Genomic DNA, 21,753 nt, shown 5'->3' with positions numbered 1-21,753 from the left:
CCGCAGCACGTCCTGCCGTGAACGTCGAGCCCGAGGCGCCGGCTCAGCTGCCAGAACTGTGCGCCGCGGACGCACCGCTCAGCGAGTCCGACCGACGCCCCGGCGCGGCCGCGGCGATCCGCTGGGACCACGACGGTCACTGGGTCGCCGCGACCGTGCGTGGAAACGGATACCGCGTCGCCCAGATCCGGGAACCCGGAGAGTCATCTCCCGCGCGTGCGGTCATGCCCACCTCCCTGGGCTCCCGCCGCGCCACTCGATCCGTGCCGACTGCTGCACCCACACCTCGTCGACGTCCTCCAGACCCGCGCCGCGCAGGAACTCGACGACATCGAGCACCCCGTACGCCAGCCCGACAAACCGATCGTCCACGCGTACGCGGCGGCCGCCGTCCGATCCGGGAGGGTAGATCACCACGGGCTGAGGGGAGGCCATGGCATCAGCGTGCGCCCCGGGGCGTCGGCGCGCACGCGGGACAAGAGTGGCGCTCGTAGGCCGATGCTGCTCGGGGCTGGGGCGGAGGTCAGCCATGCAGGCGGCTTCTCCCGAGTCGGGGCCGGGTGCCAGACGGCGTCGACGACCGGCGACATCAACATCGACGACATCGCCGTCAGCGACACCGCCGGCACCGCTCAGACCGGCCTGCCCGGGTTCCGGAAGTGTCGTGCACCTGGTTCCCGCCGGCGTCGGCGACAACATCGGCTGGTGTCAACGGGCGTCAGGGGGTTCCTGCCTGGAGGCGCAGGCCCGCCAGGGTCAGTTCCAGTGCGGCCAGGAACTGGTCCCGGTCGTCGTGCTCGGCGAACTCGTCGACGATCTCGTGCATGAACGGGAACTGTGCGGGATCGAGCTTCCGCCAGGACTCGGCGTAGCGGCTGAGGAACTCCACGCGGTTCACTGTGCCGTCCAGCACTTCCTGCGGGGGTTCCGCGCCCAGGTCGGCGGCTGTGCCGACCACGACGCCGACGATCGCTGAGACGGCGTGGAAGCGCTGCTGCGGTGTGAGGTCGAGGCGCAGGGTCTGCTGGCCGAGTTTCTCGTACAGCCGTAGTGAGTGGCCCTGGACGTCGGTGTTGCGCATGAAGTAGGCCGACAGCCACGGCCGGTCGATCATCGCGTCGAAGAGGGTGATGGCCATCTCCCGCAGGTCGGCGATCGGGTCGTCGCTCTGCGGCTGCTCCTCGACGGCGGTCAGGATGCCGCCGATCACGTGGTCGGTGGCGCGGTCGAACAGCTCGTCCTTGCTGGAGACGTACCAGTAGATGGTCCCGACGCCCGTGCCGAGCCGGGTCGCGAGGGCGCGGAAGGTCAGGGCCGACTGGCCCGCCTCGTCGAGTAGCGCCACTGCCGCGCTGAGGACCGCCTCCATGGAGTGCGAGGCACGTTGGCGGCCTCGGGGGGAGGTCTCGGTGGAGGTGCGTGGTCGCGGGCGTGGCATGCAGCCATCCAACCACAAGCTTGCCCTTCCATCGAACGGTGTTCTACGATCGAACACCGTTCCAGCATGGAACGACGTTCTTTTATCGAATCCCGTTCTAGCGCCGTATGCGTCCTCGACGACCGGCGACGTCCCGAGAGGAGGCCGGCCATGACCGCGACCACCACAGCCGAGCCCGCTTCAACCCGTACCTACTCATCCCTGCGTGCGGCCTGGATCCCGCTGACCGCACTCTGCCTGGCCTTCTTCGTCGAGATGGTGGACAACACCCTGCTGTCGATCGCGCTGCCGACCATCGGCCGCGACCTCGGCGGCGGCACCACCGCCCTGCAGTGGGTCACCGGTGCCTACTCGCTCACGTTCGGAGGCCTCCTGCTCACGGCGGGATCCCTGGCCGACCGCCTCGGACGCCGACGCGTGTTGCTGATCGGCCTCGCCGTGTTCGGCCTGCTGAGCCTGGCCGTCATAGCCGTCGACTCCGCCGGGCAGCTCATAGCACTGCGCGCCGGGCTCGGCGTGGCCGCTGCCGCCATGGCGCCCATCACCAACTCGCTCGTCTTCAGACTGTTCGACGAGCAGGCGTTGCGGATGCGCGCGATGACCCTGATGATCGTCGTCGGCATGTCCGGATTCGTGCTCGGCCCGCTGCTGGGCGGCACGGCGCTGGCCCACGTGAGCTGGCAGTGGCTCCTGCTGATCAACGCGCCCATCGCGCTGATCGCCGGCATCGGGGTGCGGCTCGGGGTCGCCGCCGACCGTCCTCAGGACCTGACGAACGACAGGCTCGACCTGCCGGGTGCCGTCCTGAGCGTCCTCACCATCGGCCTCGCTTGCTACGCGCTGACCAGCGGCGTCGAGCACGGCTGGCTCTCCACCGTCACGCTCGCCTTGATCGTCGGCGCGGTGGCCGCCGGTATCGGGTTCGTGGGTCACGAGCGCCGCAGCGCAGCACCCATGCTGGACCTCGCCGTCTTCTCCAGCGGGACCGTCCGCGGCGCCGCCATCGCCCAGATCGGAACGTCCATCGCGATGGCCGGCGTGATGTTCGGGCTCATCCTCCACTTCCAGTACGCCTACGGATGGAGCCCGGTGCGGGCCGGCCTGGCGAACCTGCCGCTCATCGTGACGATGATCGTCGCGACCCCCCTGTCGGAAGGGCTCGCCAAGAAGTTCGGCCACCGCGTCGCCTGTCTGGTCGGCGCGGCCTGCCTGGCCGGCGCCCTCGCCGGGCTCGCCTGGGGCGTCGAGCACGGGTACGCCGCCATCGCCGCCGCCATGGTCGTGATGACCATCGGACTGCGCACCGTCATGACCATCTGTGCCATTGCCCTGGTCGACGCGATGCCGGACAACCGCACCTCGATCGCCGCGGCGCTCAACGACACCGCCCAGGAGGTCGGCACCAGCGTCGGCACCGCCGTTACCGGAACCCTCATCGCGGCATTGGTCACCACTCAGCTGCCCGCCGGCATCTGGAACGGCGACCTCGTGCAGTCCTTCTTCCATGGCGAGCGGATCATCTACGGCGTACTCGCGGTGGTCGTCGGTCTGATCGCGGCAGGCGGCGCACTCACCCTGACCGACTCCCACGCGGTCGAGGAGTCTCCCTGAGCAGGCGGAGCCGGGGGCGTCGGGCGAGCGGGGGCGCACCTGGCTCCTTGGTCAAGCGGAGTGCGTGGATTCAGCCTGCTGGGGCGTCGGTGGAGCGGGCGGCTTTGTAGAGATGGTGGTCGGGTCCTGCCTGGCCGCGTGAGGTGCCGAACAGGGTGGGAAAGGTCCCGTCCGGGCCGAGTTTCATGATCTTGGCCCGTCCGTTGGAGGGGCCTCTGACGACCTTGATGCCGACGTTGTTGACCACCTCGTCGGCCAGTCAGCGGTTGATGAGGTGCATGTGTTGCCGCTGGTGTGCTGGGGGAGTTGTTGCGGGCGCCGGCGGTGCGTCGCCTGCTGGCGCTGCGCGGTGACGCGATCCGCCTCGGGCAGCGCGACGGTGGCCGGATCGAGATGGCGACGGAGATCTGGGTGCTGCTGGCGTACTGGCACGGCAATGCCTCCGCCGTGTACCACTCGTTGGTAGGCCGGGCCCGGACCAGCTGTGACGGCATGCGTCGACCGTGCCTGGATCCGTGGCTCCTTCCGCGGGCGCGCCACCGGCGGGGGTGCGGGTACAGAGCTGTGGGCGGTCGCTCAGCAGTGGTCGGGTTATGCGGTCCGGGGGCGATCCGGCCACCGTGCCCGGGAGGTGTCAGGCGGGCTGTCTCGTCGGCATGGCAGCAAAGGCCCTTCACGCGCCCGGTCGGGAGGTCTCGTCCGGCACCTCCGACACATGGGCGCTGACAATGCGCCAGCCTACGGGGAAGCGTGTCCACGACTGCGTCTGGCGGCCGACGGCGTTGCCCCCGGGGTAGGCGAACAGCGTGGTGACCACCGCGTAGTCGGTCCCGAACGTGCTGATTCTGGTGTCGAAGAGTTTTCTGCCCGGGGGGAGCGGCGGTTGTTGCCGTCGCCAGTCCCGGATTTCCTCGATCCCGGCCTGCCGGTCGGCGATACCGAAGCGGACCGTGTCGGGTGAGGTCCAGAAGTACCCGGTGATGCCTTCGTGGTCGTCGGTGACCAGGGCTTCCTCGTAGCCGGCGAAGGCCGCCGTCACTTCGGCGACCGTCTGTGGCAGGTCCACATCCATCCGCTCTCCGTTCGTCATGGGTCCGGTCCGTCCTCGCGCGGCCGTGCAGCCAGGTGTCACCCGGCTGCACGGGACGCGCCTTCGTCGTCAGTTGTCTGAGCTACGTCAGTCGGTGGCCGCCGATTTGTCCGGCTCGGCTGTCTCGTCCGGCAGGACGCCGACGCCGGCCGGCGCGGTCTCAGGGACCGGGGCAGGTACCTGCTCGTCCTTCGGCTCTGGCGCCGCAACCACGGGGGAGCCGCCGCCGTGCAGCCGCTCGAGTTCCAGTTCCTCGGCGTCCGGCACGCGGGGCGTCGGCCGGGTCAGGGCGAAGGCCGCGCACAGGACGGCTGCGAAGAGGTAACCGAGGCTGACGCCTCCGCTGGCGTTCCAGTCGATCTTCGGGGCGTGGATGAGCCCGATGAAGGAGAGCGCCGCACCGGACAGGGCCACCGCTGCCGCCGGGACGAACCGTTTGTCGATGACGAACGCGACGAGCGCACCCAGGATCAGGCCCGCCAGGATCGCGCCCTGGCCGAGGACCATCAGCCCGTGGTAGACGACACCTGACGACTCCAGTCCCGCTTCCCCGACCTTGGAGGCGTTGGTGCCGGCGGCCGCGAGCGCGTTGTCAATCTGGCCGACGGCCCAGGAGGCCAGGTTCGGCACGAGTGCGGCGACGACGGCCGCGGCGTGTGCCTTGGGTGACAGCTGGAAGGCCTGGGCCCCGATGAGCAGGCCGATGTACAGCAGGATGGGCACGATCGCGGCGACCGGGAAGATCGCACCCAACAGGCTGAACATGCCCAGGAAGCACATCAGGGCGATGACCGCACCGGTGGCCAGCGAGTAGCCGGTGCGCCCGCCGGCCGCCTTCCACCCGGGGTGACCGACGTACACGGCAGGCGGGAAGGGCGAGCCGAGCGCAGAGCCGATGACGGCGCCCGCGCCGTCGGCCAGCAGTACCGAACGCAGGTTGTAGTTGTCACCGGCGGCAGCGGCGCTCTCGACGTTGCTCATGCCCTCGGTGAAGTTGTAGACGCCCAACGGGATGGCGGTGGCGAGCAGCGGTGCGACGTCCGAGAGACCGGAGAACAGCGTGTCGAGGTGGAAGCCGGGGAGGGCGAAGGTGATGTCGTCGGCCGCGGCCGAGACCGCGGAGCCGTCCATCGCTCCGCCGGCCCAGCCGATCGCGGTGCCCACCAGGAGCGCGGCGAGTCCGATGGGGATGTTGCCGGGCAGCTTCAGATCGGTCATGAGGCCGATCAGGAGCAGCAGGAAGACCGGCAGGGCGATCCACAGGTGGTCCCACATCTGGCCGGCGGGCCGCATGGAGATGAAGGAGACGGAGATACCGGCGAGGGTGCCGAGCAGGGCGGCCCTGGGTGCGTACCGGCGTATGTACGGGCCCACGAAAGCCCCGATGAGGACGATGACACCGATGATGAAGGCCCAGGCGATACCGGCCTTCCACGCCAGCAGCGGATCCTTGGTCTTGAGGTAGATCGGCAGCATGATGACGAACACGACGATGAACATGTGGGGCACGCTCGGCCCGTAGGGCATCGCGGTCACGTCCTGCCGACCCTCCCGCCGTGCGAGTCGGCGGCCGAGGTAGGCGTAGTAGATGTTGCCCGCGATCAGGGCGATGCCCAGCGCCGGCAGGATGGTGTGGAAGACGTCGTCGCTCGGAATCTTGACGACGCCCAGGCACAGCCCGGTCAACGTCAGTACATTCACCAGGACGTTGACGGCCAGTCCGAAGAACGCGTTGGTGTCTCCGCGTACCCACAGCGGGAGGGGCAGGAGTCGGGTCTCGGCGGGGGCGGTGCGGCGGAGTGACAGCATGGTGGGATCACCCTTCGTCGGGTGGAGCGGTGGATTCCGGCGCGGGGTACGCCTGGTGACGGGACACTGATGGACAGTGGGCACCGTCGAGATGGCGGTGCGGTCGAGGTGGCGGTGCGATCAGGGCCGCCGGGGCGCGGCGAGCGGGCGCTGGAGGGCCTGTCAGCGCGGCTGTTGCGCCGGTTCGCGGGCGGTTTCCGGAGCGTCGGGGCCGACGGGCGACGCGGTGGCCAGTGCCGCCAGGAACGCGGCCGACTCCGCGGTCCAGCCGAAGATGCCGCCCTGAGCGGCCACCATCTCCAGGCCCGCCTGCTGGAACCGGGGGAAGTAACTGCCGACGCAGTCCGACAGCACCAGGCACTCGAATCCACGGTCGTTGGCTTCGCGGACCGTCGTGTGCACACACACTTCGGTGGTGACGCCGGTGACTACGAGACGGCGGATGCCGCGGGCGGTGAGCAGCTCACCGAACTCGGTTGCGTAGAAGGCGCCTTTGCCCGGCTTGTCGATCACGGGCTCACCCGCCACCGGGTAGAGCTCCTCGATGATGTCGTGGCCCTCCTCACCGCGGATCAGTATCCGGCCCTTGGGGCCCGGGTCGCCGATGCGCATGCTGGGGTTTCCTCGCAGCAGCTTGCTGGGGGGACAGTCGGACAGGTCCGGCAGGTGTCCCTCGCGGGTGTGCATGACCGCCATGCCCGCGGCGCGGCAGGCGTGGAGTACGGCCCGCAGCGGAGCGATGGTTTTCCGTAGTTGTTCCACGTCATTGCCCAGGCTCTCGCCGAATCCGCCGGGTTCGAGGAAGTCCCGCTGCATGTCGATGAGGACGAGTGCCGTCTCGGCGAGGTCGAAGGTGAACGCGTACGGGGCGGCCTCGACACTGAGCGATTCCGCAACTGCCATGGCGGTTCCTGCTTTCGTCGATGGGAAGGGGAGTCGACGCGGTCGGCTCGGGCGGATTCGGACCGTGCGCCCGGATGTGCAGGACTGTTCGAGCGGTGCGAGGCCCGTTCGGTGGGTCAGCTCAGGAGGTGGCCTCAGTCGTGGCGGTGATCAGGTCGTCGGCGGTGGAGACGCATCCGAAGACGCCGCCCTGCATGGTCACCATGTGCAGCGCGGCTTCATGGTTCGAAGGGTCCGTCGCGCCGGTGCAGTCGGAGAGGATCAGACATTCGTAGCCGCGGTCGTTGGCCTCGCGCATGGTGGTGTGGACGCACACGTCCGTGGTGATGCCGGTGAGGACCAGATGTGTGATGCCCCGGGTGCGCAGTACGAGGTCGAGGTTGGTGGCGTAGAACGCTCCCTTGCCCGGCTTGTCCACGATCACCTCACCGGGAATCGGGGCCACTTCGGGCACGATCTCCCAGCCGGGTTCTCCCCGGACCAGAATGCGGCCGCACGGTCCGGCGGCGCCGATCTCGGCGCCGATCTGCGCGGACCGCCAGCGCTTGTTGGCCGGCAGGTCCGCCAGGTCGGGGGCATGCCCCTCACGGGTGTGGACGACGAGCATGCCGGTGGCGCGGGCGTGCGCGAGCAGCTTCTGCGTCGCCGGGAGCCCGGCCCGGGTCAGCGAGATGTCGTATCCCATCGTGTCCACGTAACCGCCGGGTCCGCAGAAGTCCGTCTGCCAGTCGATGCAGAGCACGGCGACACGGTCGGCGGGGACTGATGTGTCGTACGGCCATGCGTAGGGCTTCGCGGTGACCGGGCCGATGATTGCTGTTGGTTTTTGCGGACTTATGGTCTTACTGTCAGCCATTGACCCCCCAAGCAGGGTGAAGTGGTGCATGGGAAAGTAGCCGCAATATTTCTGGTATTCCGTACACGGTGATTATGTGGAAATTAGTTTCGGCCAGACCATCGCCGCGTTACGCAAAAATGACGCGGCCACGAGGGGGCGCAGGGCCCGGGGCCAGGGCCGCGAGGCGCCCGGGGGATCAAGGGCCTGGAGCGCATCGCCCGGGAGTACGGGGCCTGTTGGGGATGCCGGACACTACGAGGACGAGGCGCGGCCGGGGCGGGGGCCGGGTCAAGGTGGCGGGCGGCGTTCACCGGCAGTTGGACGTCCTGCTGGTGTGCTGCCGGGACAAGCTAAGCCGCAGGCGGAGCCGCTGGCGGACTTCGCCGCGGCGAACAGGGCGTGGCTGCGGGTGTTCCAACTGCTGCCTTGTGCACCGGGGTTGAACTCGGTGGAGGGGCGCTGCTGCGACGGGTCCACGGCGAAAGCGGTGTGGCCGACCTGTCCGCGCTGGTGCGCATCCTCAAACACAAGCTGAAGGAGACCCATACCGCCCGCACCTGCTCAACGGCTGTCTCGACGGTGTGGATGCGGCCGGGCTCAGCAGCGGCAGCGCCGGTCTGGACTGGCTCGCCTGTTCACCGCGGCCGGACAGCTCGTGCACACCGGCCGTAGGAATCCCCGTCCCTTCGACAGCACCCCAACGTCCGGAGCAGTGGGATTCGGCGCCATGCCGAGGCGACACTGGGGTCGTTGGCCCACGCAGCCTCAGCCCGCGGCGCGAAAACGGTCCACCGACTCCGTCGGCGGACCGTCACGAAACTTGTGGGGGGAGGCTGCAGTGCAGACACGGGTCCACGTGATCATGGTGTCTCCACGCTCAGTGATCACGAAGGACGGCCGTGCCCGCGCTGCCGTCTTGCTGAACCGCTCAGGGTCGGAGGACGACGATCACGACCGCCGTGCTCCGGGTCGGCCTACCGTGGCGGGCGGAACGGCTGCAGGATGCGGATCCCGTCCTCGATGCTGCCGTCCATCATTTCCAGCAGTTGGGGTACCAGGTCCTGCATGCGGGGTGCCTCCAGGTGGCCTTTGAGAGCCTCGCGGCTCTCCCAGCGCTCGAAGACGACGAACGCGCCCGGTTGTCCCTCGACCTGGTGAGCCTCGTAGTCGATGTTGCCCGCGTCGTAGCGCGATGCGGTGACGGCGGCTGTCATGAATGCCTTCATCGCGGCTTCCTTCCCGGATTTGGCGCGGGCTTCCCACAGCACGGTGACGTAGTGGTTCGACGTGGTGGTCATGCTTGCTCCTCCTGACTGCGAACAGCATCGTGCGCCGTTCACGACTCGACACTGAGCCCCGGGGAACGTCGGCGGGAGCTACGGGACTTCGTGGTACAGCGCGTACCACCCAGCGGGGCGGGGCGTGCGGGAGGATGGTGTACATGGATCAACTCGGTGCCGCGCTGCGGGCGTGGCGGGACCGGCTGGACCCCGCGACGGTGGGCTTCGCCCACGGCTCGGGCTCGCCAGCCGACCGGGGCAAGCAGCGGCTCAAGCGTTCCGCCGCCTGCGACGCCCGCGGCGTACCGCTGGGGATCGTCTCCGAGGGAGCCAATGGGCATGACTCGCCCCTGCTCCGAGTGACCCCGGACGCCGCGTCTACCGTTCTGCCTGCCCCCGCCAGTAGCTCAGGAGTTCCCTCGTAGCGAGCGTGTGGGGGTGGTCGAAGCCGAGTACCCGTATCTTGTGCTCCAACAATTCAGCCAGGGCGCTCGCGGCGCCGGGTGCGTCTCCCGCTTGTCCCCGCCATTGGGCGAGGTTGCCTCGGGTGATGAGGGTGTCAGGATGGTCTTCGCCCAACACTCGCAGTTGGTGAGGCAGCAGAGCAGCGTAAGCTTCCACAGCGTCGGCCGGATCTCCCGCCGCACCGCGCCAGTAGGCAAGGTACCCCCGGGTATTGAGGGTGTCGGGATGGTCTTCGCCCAACACTCGCAACTGGTCAGGCAGCAGATCAGCGAGTGCTTCCGCAGCGCCCGCGGCATCCCCTGCCCGGCCCCGCCATCTGGCGAGATTGTGACGGGTGGCGAGAGTGTCAGGGTGGTCGTTGCCCAGCACATGTCTCATATGTTCCAGCAGCTCGATCAGCCTGGCTGCGGCACCGGCCGCGTCTCCCGCCTCTCCCTGCCACCTGGCAAGGTTGAGCCGGGTCGTGAGGGTGTTGGTATGGTCTGGGCCCAGTATCCGGATCATGCGTTCCAGCAGGTCGGCGTACTCTCGTGAGGCTCCAGCTGCATCTCCCCGCTCCCCCTGCCAGAGGGCGACGTTGCCGAGGGCGACAAGCGTGTCCTCATGGTCCAGACCGAGGTTTCGGCGCGCTGCCTCAGCCAACCGTTGGTAGTGATCGTGGGCGGCAGCGACCTGACCGGTTTTACCAAGGCTGTTGCCCATGCGGTACAGCACGCCATGCACTTTCGTTCGATGCAGGCTGTCTCCCGCGCACTGGGCAAGGGCGGCGGTGTTGGCACGCAGTGCCTGAGCAAGGTTGGTGTCGCGTTCGATCTTGGGCCAGGCGCGGCTCAGTGAATCGGCTACAGCCTGGGCGGTTTCGTGCCGTTGCGCGGGGGTGAGGACGTCGCGGACGGCGTGCTGGAGGAGTTGGTGGACGCGTACGGCGGTTGCGGGCGTGTCGGGGGTGTAGGTGAGGAGGCTGAGTCGGCGCAGTGCGCTGATTGCTCGTTCCGCTTCCGTTGCCGAAACCGGTTCAATCTGCGCTGCTGGCTTGGCACTGCTTTGAGCTGCTAGCTGGTTCCTGGACTGGGAGGCGCGGTGGTGAGCGAGATAGGTGCGGGCGGACTCGTTGGTTAGGACCGTGGCGGGGATGCCGTAGGGATCGAGGTGGGCGGCGAGTTGGAGCAGGGGGCGTGCGAGGCCTTCGGGTTTGAGGGTGTTGGCGTGTTCGATGGACAGTGCCCACGTTGCTGCAACGGTGTGGGGTTGCTGGTCAGGCAGCAGGTCGGGGGCGAGGTCGCGCAGTGCGGCCGCCCGGTCGGCGAGGGCCTGGCGGTAGGCGCCGACGCTGCTGCCGGTATCTGCGAGGTAAGCGGCAGCCTGTGACAGGGCGAGCGGCAAATGCCCGAGGTCCGCAGCCAGTGCTGCAAGGTCCTCGTCACGCTCCGGCCGCTCGTACGCGGCAAGTGCTTCGGCGAGGTAGACAACGGCCTGCTCAGGAGTGAACAGACCAACCTGGAGGCGGCTTCGTCCAGGACCGGTAAGGGCTGCATCCTGGCGGCGAGTAGTGACCAAGGTGCGTCCTTGGGGGCTGGCCGGCGGCCACAGTCCATCCATGTCCTGGGGGAGGGTGAGGTCGTCCAGAACCACCAGCCACCGCAGTGGTGCAGCCGACCGCTTTGGGGCGAGAAACGCCAGGAAAGCGCGGGCGGCCTGGTTCGGGTCCTCCAGCGCACTCGCGCAGAGCTCACGGCCGGCTTGCGCGAAGCGGTCGATGATTGAGGGCCGTTCGGTGGCCGTCACCCACACCACCACATCCACCGTCCCGTCGGCGAGCACTGTGCGGGCGTAGTCGGCGGCGAGCTGGGACTTGCCGACACCCCCCAAACCAACGAGCGCACCCCCCGCCGGGATCCTCCCCGCTGAGCGGCCCTCGAGGACGGCAGTACCGCCGTCCTCCAACTTGGCCCGCAACTGGTCGGCCTCCGCACGATGTTGGAAAGCGAACGCGGCTGGAGGGATTGGCCCGACCAACCGCGGCTCATGCCCTGGATCGTCCCTGAGCACCCCGCTGAGTCTGCCGCCGGTTTCAGCCGCAGGCCCGGGCGGCAGTGCTTCATTGGCCACGTCCGCGCTGCCCGCAGCCACATCACGGAGATCGAGCAGATTCTGGACGTCGAGTCTCAGCACCGTCGCGAGCGCGGTGACCGTGTCCATGCTCGGAGTTGGCCCGTCGGCACGAAAGAACTGCTGCACCGTTGTCCGGGAGACCTTCACTCGCCCCTGAGCCGTGCGTTCAGCCAACATCTTCTTGGTGAGTCCGGCCGTGACCCTCGCTCGGTCCACCCGCTGCCGCAACTCCGCCAAAGCCCCTTCAGGCGTCATATCCGCGCCCCCGCGTCGTGCCACCCGCCGTCCCAGCACCGCGGTGTGTTCAGCACTGCACCGCATTGTTCAACACCGCCCACAGCGAACACCGGTGAACACCAGAACCGCGACGTTTATGTGCGTCGGCGCCCCGGCCGGCCACACCGCGGAGGAACCCGTGATCGCCACCATCCTGCTCACCATCGCCCTCATCCTTGTCATCGCGCTCCTGGCCGCTGCCGGGGCGGGCAAACTGGCCCGCCTGGACGGCGCCAGCTACCCCACCGCCCTCACGCGCGCCGCGATCGCCTTCACCGCCACCCTCACGCTCGCCGCCGCCATCGCCACCGCCCTCGCGGCCCTCCGATGACCACCGCTCTCGACCTGCCGGCCTGGATGCCGATGCTCGCTCTGACCGGCACGACCAGCTCTTTGGGAGCCCCGCCGACTACGACTCCGCCTGTTCAACGCGGCCGGACAGCTCGTGAACACCGGCCGTCAGCGGACTCTCCGCCTGGCCCGGCACTGGTCCTGAACCGGTCACATCACCGCAACCCTCGACCGGCTCACTCAACTGCCACCGTCCCTTCGACAGCATCCCCACGCCCGGAGGGGTGGAATCCGGCGTCCTCCTCTCGAGGCACTCACGTCTTCGGCCCGCCTAGCCTCCAGCCCACGGCACGAAAACGGTCCACCGACTCCGTCGGCGGACCGTCACGAAACTTGGAGGCTGAGTCTGCTGGAGCGCTCAGACCTGGACATCGGGGGCCGGAAGGCCGGGGCGGGCCTGCCCTCTTCGGGAGCGTGCCACCCCGGCTTCCTGATAGTCCTGCCTACTTTCTCTTGAGGGTGAAGTTCTTGGTGACGGTGGACTTCTTCTTGATCGTCACCGTGGCGACGGTCGGCTGGAAGCCGTCCTTGGCGGCGATGACGGTGAGCGGGTTGTTGCGGACGTCGAGCCAGAGGGCGTACCCGCCGGTGGCGTCCGTCGTCAGGGTGTAGCTCGTGGCCCAGGTGTCGATCTGGACGGTGGCTCCCGCGATCGGCGCGGTGCCGTCGCCGGCGGTGACTCCCAGTACCGTCCCGGTGATCTTGCCCCAGGTGCTGGGCGGGGCGACGTGCATCTCCACGGGGAGCCTGGGCACGGAGTACGGGGTGTCTGTGCTGAAGGACAACTGGGCGGTGAACACGCCCGGTTGGGTCACCTCGGCCACGGAGGCGTCCAGGGTGATCGTCACCTTCGAGCTCTTGCCGGGCTGAAGAGTCAGCTGCTCCGCGCTCTCGCTCAACCAGCTGACGTCGCTCGACTCTCCCTGGTCGTAACCGGGCAGCACCTCCACGGTTGTTGCGGGAGTTGCCTGCGCGACTCCGCCACCGACCTTGAAGAAGCCCAGCCCGCCTCCACCGCGGTAGGTGGCGCGGTCGGCGTTGGGCAGGGCGGTCCAGGTGCCCGCCTTCGGGTCGAAGGAGAAGCCCTGGTTGGTGATGCTGTTCCCGGTCACACCGCCCGCGGTGACGAGCAGGCCGTTGGCGGAGGTGTACGCGGAGCCCCAGAGGGCGACGGGCAGGTCGGCGACCTGTGACCAGGCGTTGGCGGCGGGGTCGTAGACGTAGGAGTGCTTGACCTCGCTGGTGCCGTTGAATCCGCCGGCGCAGTACAGCTTGCCGCCGATGCCGGCGCAGGAACTCCAGGAGATCTGCTCCGGGTAGGCGGCCAGTGTGGACCAGCTGTCGGCGGCCGGGTCGTAGACCGTGACATCCGCGGTGCCGCAGGTGTCCGTTCCGCAGCCGCCGACCACGTAGAGCTTGCCGTCGAGCACGGCGCTGCCGGAGCCCGCGTACGGCTTGGGTGAGGCGGCGCCTGTGGTCCAGGAGTCACTGCCCGGGTCGTAGATCTCCAACTTGGAGTCGGGGTCGCCGCCGGGTCCCCAGCCGCCGACGGCGTAGAACTTGCCGCCGATGAAGCCGTGGGCGGGATCCTCCCGGGTGTCCGCCGCGGGGGCCAGCTTGGTCCAGGTACCGGCGACCGGATCGAGGGCGTACATGTCCTTGGTGTCGGCGCTGCCGTTGAAGCCGAAGGCGGAGTAGATCTTCCCGTCGTTGGTGGCGACAGCGTTGTCCATCAGCTTGACCGGCAGGTCGGGGGCCGCCTGCCAGGCGTCACCGGCGGCTCCCGGAGCCACCTTGGCGAGCGTGCCCGCGGCGGACGCGGCGGCCTTGCTCGACAGCGGGGTGTAGGTGCCCTTGACCAGTTTCAGCGGGGCGCCGTTCGCGGACTCGATGCTGAACCCGCCGGACTGTTCCCCGAGTTTGACGGTGGCGGGTGCCGTGCCGGTGTTCTTGACCGTGAGGGTCTTGGTGGTCTGCTCGCCCCATCCGACCGACGCGGTGATGGAGGTCTTGTCCAGCGTCACCTGCCCGGCGCCGAGCGCGAAGTCCGCGCCGACCGCGCTGTCGGCCCGCACCTTCACCGTCTTGTCGAGCCCGGTGTAGTGCGGCTTCGCCGCGGTGAAGCCGTGGCTGCCGAGGGAGGAGAACAGGGCGTAGACACCGTCGCCCAGGGCGGGGTCGTCGGGGGTGGCGAGGGTGATCGTGCTCTGCTTGCTGTCGTCCTTGTTCGTCACGGTGGCGCCGACCAGACCCGTGGAGGTGTTGGCATCCGTCACGGTGCCGGTGAGCAGACCGCCGGGGAGGGGCGTGACGTGGCGATCACCGATGAAAACGTTGTCAACCTTCCACCACCAGCCGAACGAACCCGTGAAGTGGAAGCGGAGTTGCACCGATGCCTTGCCGGCGTAGTCGGTCAGCGGGAGCTCGACCTTCTGCGCGCCGAAGGTGGTGCCGGTTGCGGACCAGAGCGTGGTCCAGGTCGCGCCGCCGTCGGTGGTCACGTCGACGTCCGCGCTCTGGCCGCCGCTGGCCCAGTAGTCGTTGGCGAAGGCGATCTCGGGTGCGGAGTCGTCGGTGAAGTCGTATACGGGGCTGAGCAGTTGTGAGTCCTGGTGCACCCCGCCGCCGTAGTGGTCGCTGTCGACGATGGCGAACCCACCGTCGCCGCCAGTGGTGTTGGAGCGTGAGCCCGGGTCGTCGAAGGTCCAGCCGCCGGTCGTCCCGTCGGCGTTGACCACCTTCCAGCCCTTCGGGACGGAGTCGGTCGAGTCGAACGGCTCGGTGGTGCCTTCGTCCCGTACCGAGTAGCCGGCGGGCACGCTGGCCGCCCACGGGTCGACCGGAACCGCGATGTTCAGACTCTCGTCGGAGTCCGCGACGGTGATCTTCTTGGTGGGCGACGTGTAGCCGGGGAAGGCGCCGGCCACGTGCAGGGTGTAGTCGTGGCCCTGGGGCAGCTTCATGTCGAAGGCGCCGGTGAGCGGGTCGGTCCACACCGGGCCGCCGGGGACGCCGTCCGCGGTGATCTTGGCGTAGAGCGGCCAGCCGTGGCCGGAGCCGTCGGTGACCTTGCCGGAGACCGTCCGGGTCGGGACCGGGGTGAGGGCGAAGTTCTTCGTGAGCGCGTCGCCGTCTCCGAGGGACACGCCGGAGGCGGTACCGGTGGTGTAGCCGTACGCTTCGACGCTGATGTCGTAGCTGCCGACCGGCAGCACGAGCGAGTAGGTCCCGTCGGCAGCGGTGTGCGCGGTGCCGCCGCCCTGGGTGGAGACGGTGGCTCCGGCCACCGGCTTGCCGGTAGTGGCGTCGGTGACGGTGCCGGAGAGCTTGCCGTGCGGGCCGCTTCGGAACGCGGCCAGCCCGTCGGGTGTACCCAGGCCGGTCGGGCCGTCGTAGCCGGCACCGGCGGTGCACAGATACGCGGGGCTGCAGGTGCCGTTGTTGCCGGTGGTCACGTCATTGAGACCGGTCTCGGAGGCGTACGGGTAGGAGTTGGGGTACGTGCCCGCGACAGGGGTTCCGGCGGCCGCGTACGCGCCGGCGATGATGGGGGAGGAGGCGCTGGTGCCGCCGTACACCTGCCAGCCGCCACCGCCGTAGGTCTGGTAGACCGCGACGCCGGTGGCCGGGTCGGCCACGGCGGAGACGTCGGCGACGGTGCGCTTGTCGCATCCGGTGTCCGTCTGGAAGGCCGGCTTGGGCTCGTAGAGGGAGCAGCCGGATCCCGGGCCGAAGCCGTCGCGGTTCCAGACCGACTCGGACCAGCCGCGTGCGCTGCCGGAGTCCCGGACCAGTGAGGTGCCGCCGATGGAGGTCACGTAGGGGGAGACGGCGGGGTAGGCCACCCCGTAGTCGCTGTCGCCCGAGGAGGCGACCACGGCGACACCCGGGTGGTTGTAATGGGCGTCGTACGTCGTCTCGTCCGGCAGTTCGCCGCTGCCCGGGGTGCTGCTGTAGTTGGTGCCGTAGGAGTTGGAGACGTATTTGGCGCCGAGTGCGACGGCCTGGTCGACGGCCGCCCCGAGGTCCTCGAAGCTCGGCTGGTCCGCCTCGACGAGCAGGATGTGCGCGTTCGGCGCGGCCGCGGAGACCATGTCCAGATCGAGGGAGATCTCGCCGGCCCAGCCTGCGTCGGGCGCGGGGTAGTCGGTGCCGCCGCGCTGGTCGACCTTCTTGAAGCAGCCGTTCGCCGTGGTGCAGGCGGGCAGCCCGTACTGCTCGCGGTAGACGGCCAGGTCGGCTTCGGCGGTGGGGTCGTCATAGGCGTCGACGATCGCGATCGTCTGGCCCGCGCCGCCGTCGGCCGGAAGGCTGTAGGCGCTCTGCAGGTCGGCTGCGCCGTAGCCGCTGGGGGTCGCTGAGGCGGGCAACAGGCCATTGAGGGCCGTGGTGTCGGTGCGGCGCAGGGCGAAGCATGCGGCCTCGCCCTTCTTGGGGGTGGAGCAGGAGGGTTCGAGGGCGGCCTTCTTCTTGACCGATGAAGCGGATGAAGCGGATGAAGCGGCCGGCGCCACCGCGTGGGCCGGGATCTGTATGCCCAGGAACGTCATTGCGGCGGCGCTGAGCACGGTCAGACAGGCAGCGGCTCTTCGGCGTAAAGCCGAACCGGTTCTCGGTGAGGTGCGCAAAATGTTACTCCTCGGTTCGCTTTGCAGGGGTCGGCTTGCACATGACCCCGGTCGACGGCGAATGACGGTGGTTCACATTCGCCGCAATCAATTGGCGTACCGCGAAGGGGATTTGACAATAGCCTATGTGTTACATGTGCATGTCGAAAGGATTCGCTGTGCGAAAGGAGGTCAGGTCGGAGTCGGAAAAGAATTCCCATGCCAAGGGGGCCCATCGCTCAAGAAATGCGAGGGCCTATTCAACGGCAATTGCTCTTCGTCGATTACAGGCTGCCGGAAATCGGGGTGCAAACCCCGGGGCGGTCGCTGCGGTTGGCGGGCCGGACACGTCGTCGAAACAGAGGTCACCGCGCCAGTGACCTCTGATCATCCTGGCCTCGGCAGCCCGGCCCAACAAGATCCATCGCCTGCGAACGCGCGCAGTTGCGCACTTGCGTAGCATCGGCATGCATCTCGTTCCGATCTTCCGAGGAGTCGCTGATGGACGTGTCCTCCTCAGACGCGTTGTGGGCAGGCACCGGTCTGGGCCCCCTCGCCCGGCAGGCACTGGAGTACCTGGTCAGCCATCCGGGCGCTGACGAGGACGCGGTTGCGGCAGAAACCGGCGTCTCAGCCGCCGCGGCCCGGACCGCGTTACGGTCCCTGGAGGCCGAACTCCTGGCCGTACGCATCGCGGGACAGCCCACACGCTGGAGCGCCGGCCCGCCCCGCTCCTCGCTGGGTGCCCTTCTGGCCCGTAAACGACAGGAGTTGGCCAGAGCGGAGCTGTACGCGGAACAGCTCGACGAGGTCTATCGCACGACCCCCGGACGGCAGATCGCCTCCGATCTCTTCGAGGTCGTCGAGAGCGATGAACAGGTCGGCGCCCGCTACACGCACCTTCTCAGGAGCAGTCGGCACGAGGTGCTGCACTTCGCGAGACCGCCGTATGTGACCCGGCGGATCACACCGACCGACACGTCCACCGCTGCGGGTTCCATCGTGCGCCCGGGTGTGCGGCTCCGGTCTGTGTACGACAGCGACGGAATGGCCGACGACGGATGCCTGCAAACAGCTCTCGGGGGCGCCCCCACGGAAGGGGAGCTGCGGCTACTGCCCGGAATTCCCATGAAACTGGTCATCTTTGACCGCATTGCGGCGATCATGCCGCTCCGCAAAGACGATCCCGCCGCAGGCTCACTGGTGGTGCACTCCTCAACACTGCTCGAAGTACTGACCGCCCTCTTCGAAAGCGTATGGGAGCGCGCGGTACCCCTCTCACTGGAAAGCAGCCCCGCTTCGCACACCCCAAGCCCCGAAAGGCAAGAGGGCGCTCTGCACAGTCGGACGCGGGACATCCTTCGCCTCATGTCCGTCGGCATGAAGGACGACGCCATCGCACGCGCCTTGCGACTCAGCCGCCGGACCGTGCAGACCCATATCAGCGATCTGGGCAGACAGTTGGGCGCACGGACCCGGTTCCAGATAGCCCTACTGGCGCAGGAGCGCGGCTTGTTGGGGGATGCGGAGGGGTGAGCGTGACCGGCACGTCGGCGCCGCCGTCCATGGGCGTCCCAGGTGCCGCTTGCGGCGTAGCCTGCGACGTTTGAAGAGCTCGGGTGTGCGATCACCACGTGCGTCGCCTCGTTGGAGTCTTCCTTCGTGGATACGCCGGTCTTCAGGCCGGGGAGGAAGCGTAGTTCCTGCGGAACAGGGCAGGAGATGCCGGTTCGCCGCCAGGGCGGACCGGCGCCCGCCGGCCCACCAGCCAACACCCGCCGTTCACACGGGAGCTGACAGGTTGTGAGATACGGCGGAGCAGGTTGAGCGGGCGTTCAGGTACCCCTTTTACCGCACGGACGAGCAGAGGCCTTCCTGAGCGAGGTGTCCTCCGTCCCGCTCCAGCAGGCGCTGCGCCACCTTCAGGCGGCGTTCGCCCACTTCTTCGCCAAGCGCGCCAAGTATCCGCGCTACAGGAGCCGTAAGAAGTCGCGGGCGTCTGCCGAGTACACCCGCAGCGCCTTCACCTGGCGCGACGGACATCTCACGCTAGGCAAGATGGCGCAGCCTTTGGACGTCCGCTGGTCGCGCCCGCTGCCCGAGGGTGTGGAGCCGACCACGGTGAGCGTGTCCCGCGACGCCGCGGGCCGCTGGTTCGCGTCCCTGCTCGGCGAGGACAGCATCGTTCGAAGCGATCTGTCCGGTCGCGCGTTCCCGTCTCAGAATCGGAGGGGAGCGGGGGGCGATGCTGCTCCAAGCGTCGCTCCCGACAACGACCGACTGACGGGGCGGCGGCCGAGTGGACGCTTGTGCCGCGCGTTCGGGGCGTCGGGACTGGGTCGTCCCGACGCGCTACCGCGTGTTTCAGGCTGCCGCGTCATCGTCCACAGACCGGGTGGATGGCCTCATCGAGCTTCCGGTGTCAGCGTCGGACCAGCGTGGCCATGCGATGACGTCGTGAGTCCGCATGGTGGGTACGGCCTGACGTGATGCCGTCACTTCCCGACCCGGACCGGGAAGTGACGCCATCACTTCCCGACGATGATCCGCTTGGTCGGGTGACTGCGTTGCTACGCGGTCACATTGGCGAGGGCCTCGCGGATCACGCTGACGACCTGCGCCGGGTGGGCGTGCATCACCAGGTGCGAGGAGTTGACCTCAGTGACCTTTGCCTGGGCTCGCTCGTAGCCGAACCGCTGGACCTCGGGGTTGATGGCCTTGTCGGAGGAGGCAACGATTCCCCAGGAGGGCCGGTCCTTCCAGGCGGCCGTGCGGGCCGGCTCGCCGAAGGCGACAGCGGCGAGCGGTCGCTGGGAGACGGCCAGGACGCGAGTGAGGGCCCCATCCACGTCGGCGGCGAAGATCTCCGGGAAAGCGGAGATGTCCACCGAGACATCGGTACCCGGCTCGTCGGAGCCCTCGACGGGGAAGGGCTTGAAGACCAGGGCCCCGGCGAGAGGTGAGTCGGGGAAACGGCCCTGCAGTTCCCCGAGGCTCTCACCCTCGTCAAGGACATAGGCGGCCAGGTACACCAGTCCCACCACGTTGTCCTCACGGCCGGCGACGGTGATCACCGCGCCGCCGTAGGAGTGCCCTACAAGAAGGACGGGTCCCTCGATCTGCCGGACGACGGAAGCGATGTACGCCGCGTCGCCGGCGAGACCGCGGTTGGGCACCGGTGGAACCAGCACCCGGATGCCGTCGGCGAGCAGTTCCGTGACGACGCGGGAGTAGCTGGAAGCGTCGGCGAAGGCTCCGTGGACCAGGACGACGGTAGGCGTGTTGGACATGGTTTCTCCTCTGACGAAACGCCGTTGGCGGTATGGGGAACGCGCTCTCAGGCGCGTACACGAGATGTCGATTGCTCCTCGGGGGGAGCCCCCTGCGACCGCTCACCACGCTAGAGAGGAGCGGTGGACGGCCAGTGACCGATCTGTGAACCGCGTCGAGGGGGCGGGGACCCGGATGAAGGCACGGCCTCGTCGAGCGCGATGGCCGGCGGGGCGTGGCCGTCGGGCAGCATGTGGACCTCGGCGTGCGTGCGGTCAGTGGCGAAAGCCGGCGCTCCGTCGGGTCCGAGGTCGGCTTGCCCCTTCCCCGGACGGCGAGCGACGGGACCCTGCCGTTCGTGGAATTGTCGTGGCACCCCTGGCTGCGACCTTCGCGTCCAGTCGGCCGTTCGTCACGGCGTCATGGCTTCAGGCCGTGACCGTCGAGCCAGGTGAGCGTGTCATCGGCGAGATCGCGCCAGCCGTGGTCGAACGGAGCGCTGTGGCCGCGGTCTTCGTAGGTGCGGAGCTCGGCCGGTGCGCCGCCGCGAGCGTACAGCCGGTGTGTTCCTCGGACGACGACGGCCGGCACGGTGTGGTCCTTGCCGGCGGCGATCAGCAGCAAGGGCCCTCGATCGCCACGCCGCGTGTCGACCGCGGTCGGCGAGTTCCTTCGGAAGTTCGCGGTGGAGGCCTCGAAGAGGGGACGTCCTGGGGACGGGATCGTGAGGTCGCGGTACAGCTCCTCGGACTCCTCCGACGGGATCGCGTTGCCGAACGAGTAGGCGAACTGGCGCTCCGTCAGCGAGACGGCCTTCTGCTTGTTTGCGGGGCTTTTGAGCACCGGAAAGCTGGAGCGCAGCAGACTCAACGGCACGGCCCGGACGCCCTTGATCGGAGCGGGTGAGATGCACACGGCACCGGCGGCCAGACCGCGTTCCAGCAACTTCTGCGCGATCAGACCCCCGAAGGAGTGGCCGACCACGATCGGGGCGTCGGGGAGGTTCTCGACGACCTGCGCGTAGGAGTCGGTGACGGCGTCGACGCCGACATCCAGGACCCTCCCGGGGGCGGCACGTGTTGCAGCGACGGTGCTTGCGTCACCCGGCCAGTCGGGCGCGAAGGTGGGGTAGCCCTGCTCCTCGAAGCGCTGTTGCCAGGGCTGCCAGGAGAACGTTCAGGGCGCCCACCTTGTCCGCGTGCGCCCGGTGGCCGCACCAGACGCAGTGGAACTTCTCCTGGGTGGGCCGGTTCTCCTTGTCGACGTGCCCGCATGCGGGGCAGGTCCGGGAGGTGTAGCGGGGGTCCACGGCGATCACTTCCCGTCCGGCGCTTTCAGCCTTGGCGTGCAGGATCGTCAGGAACACCCCCCATCCGGCATCCGAGATCGAGTGGTTCAGCCCGGCCTTCGCGGCAGCACCGTTCGGCAGGAAGCCGCCAGGCTGGTCTGGGTTGGGCTTCGGCGCGGGAGCCTTGACCATGTTGCGGATCTTGAGGTCTTCGTGCGCGATGAAGTCGTGTTTTCGCACGAGGCCAAGCGCGGTCTTATGGGCGTGGTCCAGGCGCTGACGCCGGACCTTGCGGTGCAGGTCGGCGACCTTCTCAACGGCCCGCTGGTGGTTGCCGGTGCGCTTGTCGCGGCGGGCGCGAGGGAAACGGGAGAGTGCCCGTTGTGCGGCTTGGAGCTTCGCGGCGGCGCCACGT

15 protein-coding genes and 4 pseudogenes are annotated in these 21,753 nt (G+C 68.6%); 6 read left to right on the top strand and 13 right to left on the bottom strand.

The features are described 5' to 3' along the window. Window positions 1–222 precede the first annotated feature (222 nt). On the bottom strand, window positions 223–435 hold the full coding sequence (locus tag ACFULQ_RS42115) for a hypothetical protein (protein ID WP_383555081.1): 213 nt from the start codon (window positions 433–435) through the stop codon (window positions 223–225). Between the two features lie 283 nt (window positions 436–718). Next, window positions 719–1,369, bottom strand: coding sequence for a TetR/AcrR family transcriptional regulator (locus ACFULQ_RS42110; protein ID WP_383555084.1), 651 nt, complete (start codon window positions 1,367–1,369; stop codon window positions 719–721). Between the two features lie 219 nt (window positions 1,370–1,588). On the opposite strand from ACFULQ_RS42110, the gene ACFULQ_RS42105 reads away from it, so the two are divergent. Continuing rightward, window positions 1,589–3,049, top strand: a complete 1,461-nt coding sequence (locus tag ACFULQ_RS42105) for an MFS transporter (protein ID WP_383555078.1) — start codon at window positions 1,589–1,591, stop codon at window positions 3,047–3,049. 70 nt (window positions 3,050–3,119) lie between these two features. Here ACFULQ_RS42105 and ACFULQ_RS42100 read toward each other — a convergent pair whose 3' ends face one another. The 6 genes from ACFULQ_RS42100 to ACFULQ_RS42075 form a co-directional block, all read right to left on the bottom strand. Further along, window positions 3,120–3,296, bottom strand: coding sequence for a hypothetical protein (locus ACFULQ_RS42100; protein ID WP_383555076.1), 177 nt, complete (start codon window positions 3,294–3,296; stop codon window positions 3,120–3,122). A gap of 426 nt (window positions 3,297–3,722) precedes the next feature. Continuing rightward, window positions 3,723–4,139, bottom strand: a complete 417-nt coding sequence (locus tag ACFULQ_RS42095) for an AtzH-like domain-containing protein (protein ID WP_383555073.1) — start codon at window positions 4,137–4,139, stop codon at window positions 3,723–3,725. An 87-nt stretch (window positions 4,140–4,226) separates the two neighbouring features. After that, on the bottom strand, window positions 4,227–5,948 hold the full coding sequence (locus ACFULQ_RS42090; RefSeq protein WP_383555070.1) for a regulator: 1,722 nt from the start codon (window positions 5,946–5,948) through the stop codon (window positions 4,227–4,229). 162 nt (window positions 5,949–6,110) lie between these two features. Next, window positions 6,111–6,851: a cysteine hydrolase family protein gene (locus tag ACFULQ_RS42085; RefSeq protein ID WP_383555067.1), complete on the bottom strand. Its 741-nt coding sequence runs from the start codon at window positions 6,849–6,851 to the stop codon at window positions 6,111–6,113. A gap of 121 nt (window positions 6,852–6,972) precedes the next feature. Then, window positions 6,973–7,593: a cysteine hydrolase family protein gene (locus ACFULQ_RS42080; protein ID WP_383555065.1), complete on the bottom strand. Its 621-nt coding sequence runs from the start codon at window positions 7,591–7,593 to the stop codon at window positions 6,973–6,975. 1,070 nt (window positions 7,594–8,663) lie between these two features. After that, the gene (locus tag ACFULQ_RS42075) at window positions 8,664–8,987 is read right to left on the bottom strand and encodes a putative quinol monooxygenase (RefSeq protein ID WP_383555062.1); all 324 of its coding nucleotides are present in this window, start codon (window positions 8,985–8,987) and stop codon (window positions 8,664–8,666) included. A 224-nt stretch (window positions 8,988–9,211) separates the two neighbouring features. Between ACFULQ_RS42075 and ACFULQ_RS42070 the strand changes: the two are divergent. Next, window positions 9,212–9,325, top strand: a pseudogene (locus ACFULQ_RS42070) (IS5/IS1182 family transposase); the annotation flags it as partial. A 22-nt stretch (window positions 9,326–9,347) separates the two neighbouring features. On the opposite strand, the gene ACFULQ_RS42065 reads toward ACFULQ_RS42070, so the two are convergent. Next, window positions 9,348–11,633 carry a tetratricopeptide repeat protein gene (locus tag ACFULQ_RS42065; RefSeq protein WP_383555059.1) on the bottom strand — a complete coding sequence of 762 codons (2,286 nt, stop codon included), beginning with the start codon at window positions 11,631–11,633 and terminating at the stop codon, window positions 9,348–9,350. Window positions 11,634–11,895: 262 nt separating this feature from the next. On the opposite strand from ACFULQ_RS42065, the gene ACFULQ_RS42060 reads away from it, so the two are divergent. Both ACFULQ_RS42060 and ACFULQ_RS42055 read left to right on the top strand, forming a co-directional pair. Then, a complete protein-coding gene (locus tag ACFULQ_RS42060; RefSeq protein WP_383555056.1) occupies window positions 11,896–12,153 on the top strand; it encodes a hypothetical protein in 258 nt (85 codons plus the stop codon). 5 nt (window positions 12,154–12,158) lie between these two features. After that, window positions 12,159–12,318, top strand: a pseudogene (locus ACFULQ_RS42055) (IS1380 family transposase); the annotation flags it as partial. A 298-nt stretch (window positions 12,319–12,616) separates the two neighbouring features. Here ACFULQ_RS42055 and ACFULQ_RS42050 read toward each other — a convergent pair. Further along, on the bottom strand, window positions 12,617–16,723 hold the full coding sequence (locus ACFULQ_RS42050) for a carboxypeptidase regulatory-like domain-containing protein (protein ID WP_383555053.1): 4,107 nt from the start codon (window positions 16,721–16,723) through the stop codon (window positions 12,617–12,619). Window positions 16,724–17,281: 558 nt separating this feature from the next. Here ACFULQ_RS42050 and ACFULQ_RS42045 point away from each other — a divergent pair. Next, window positions 17,282–18,316, top strand: coding sequence for a LuxR C-terminal-related transcriptional regulator (locus tag ACFULQ_RS42045; protein WP_383555051.1), 1,035 nt, complete (start codon window positions 17,282–17,284; stop codon window positions 18,314–18,316). Between the two features lie 333 nt (window positions 18,317–18,649). Next, window positions 18,650–18,964, top strand: a pseudogene (locus tag ACFULQ_RS42040) (RNA-guided endonuclease TnpB family protein); the annotation flags it as partial. A gap of 386 nt (window positions 18,965–19,350) precedes the next feature. Here the strand turns inward: ACFULQ_RS42040 and ACFULQ_RS42035 are convergent. The 3 genes and pseudogenes from ACFULQ_RS42035 to ACFULQ_RS42025 all read right to left on the bottom strand — a co-directional run. Then, window positions 19,351–20,070: an alpha/beta fold hydrolase gene (locus ACFULQ_RS42035; protein ID WP_383555049.1), complete on the bottom strand. Its 720-nt coding sequence runs from the start codon at window positions 20,068–20,070 to the stop codon at window positions 19,351–19,353. A 400-nt stretch (window positions 20,071–20,470) separates the two neighbouring features. Next, window positions 20,471–21,157 (bottom strand): annotated as a pseudogene (locus ACFULQ_RS42030) (alpha/beta hydrolase); the annotation flags it as partial. Then, window positions 21,150–21,753, bottom strand: a 604-nt coding sequence (locus tag ACFULQ_RS42025) for an RNA-guided endonuclease InsQ/TnpB family protein (protein WP_383555047.1), incomplete at its 5' end; no start/stop codon positions are given. The gene ACFULQ_RS42025 and the pseudogene ACFULQ_RS42030, both read right to left, overlap by 8 nt.

It is taken from the genome of Streptomyces sp. NPDC057253, assembly GCF_042669125.1.
Classification (GTDB): Bacteria; Actinomycetota; Actinomycetes; order Streptomycetales; family Streptomycetaceae; genus Streptomyces.
The sequence above is the reverse complement of the archived record's forward strand: the minus strand, read 5'-3'. Positions and strand labels throughout refer to the sequence as shown.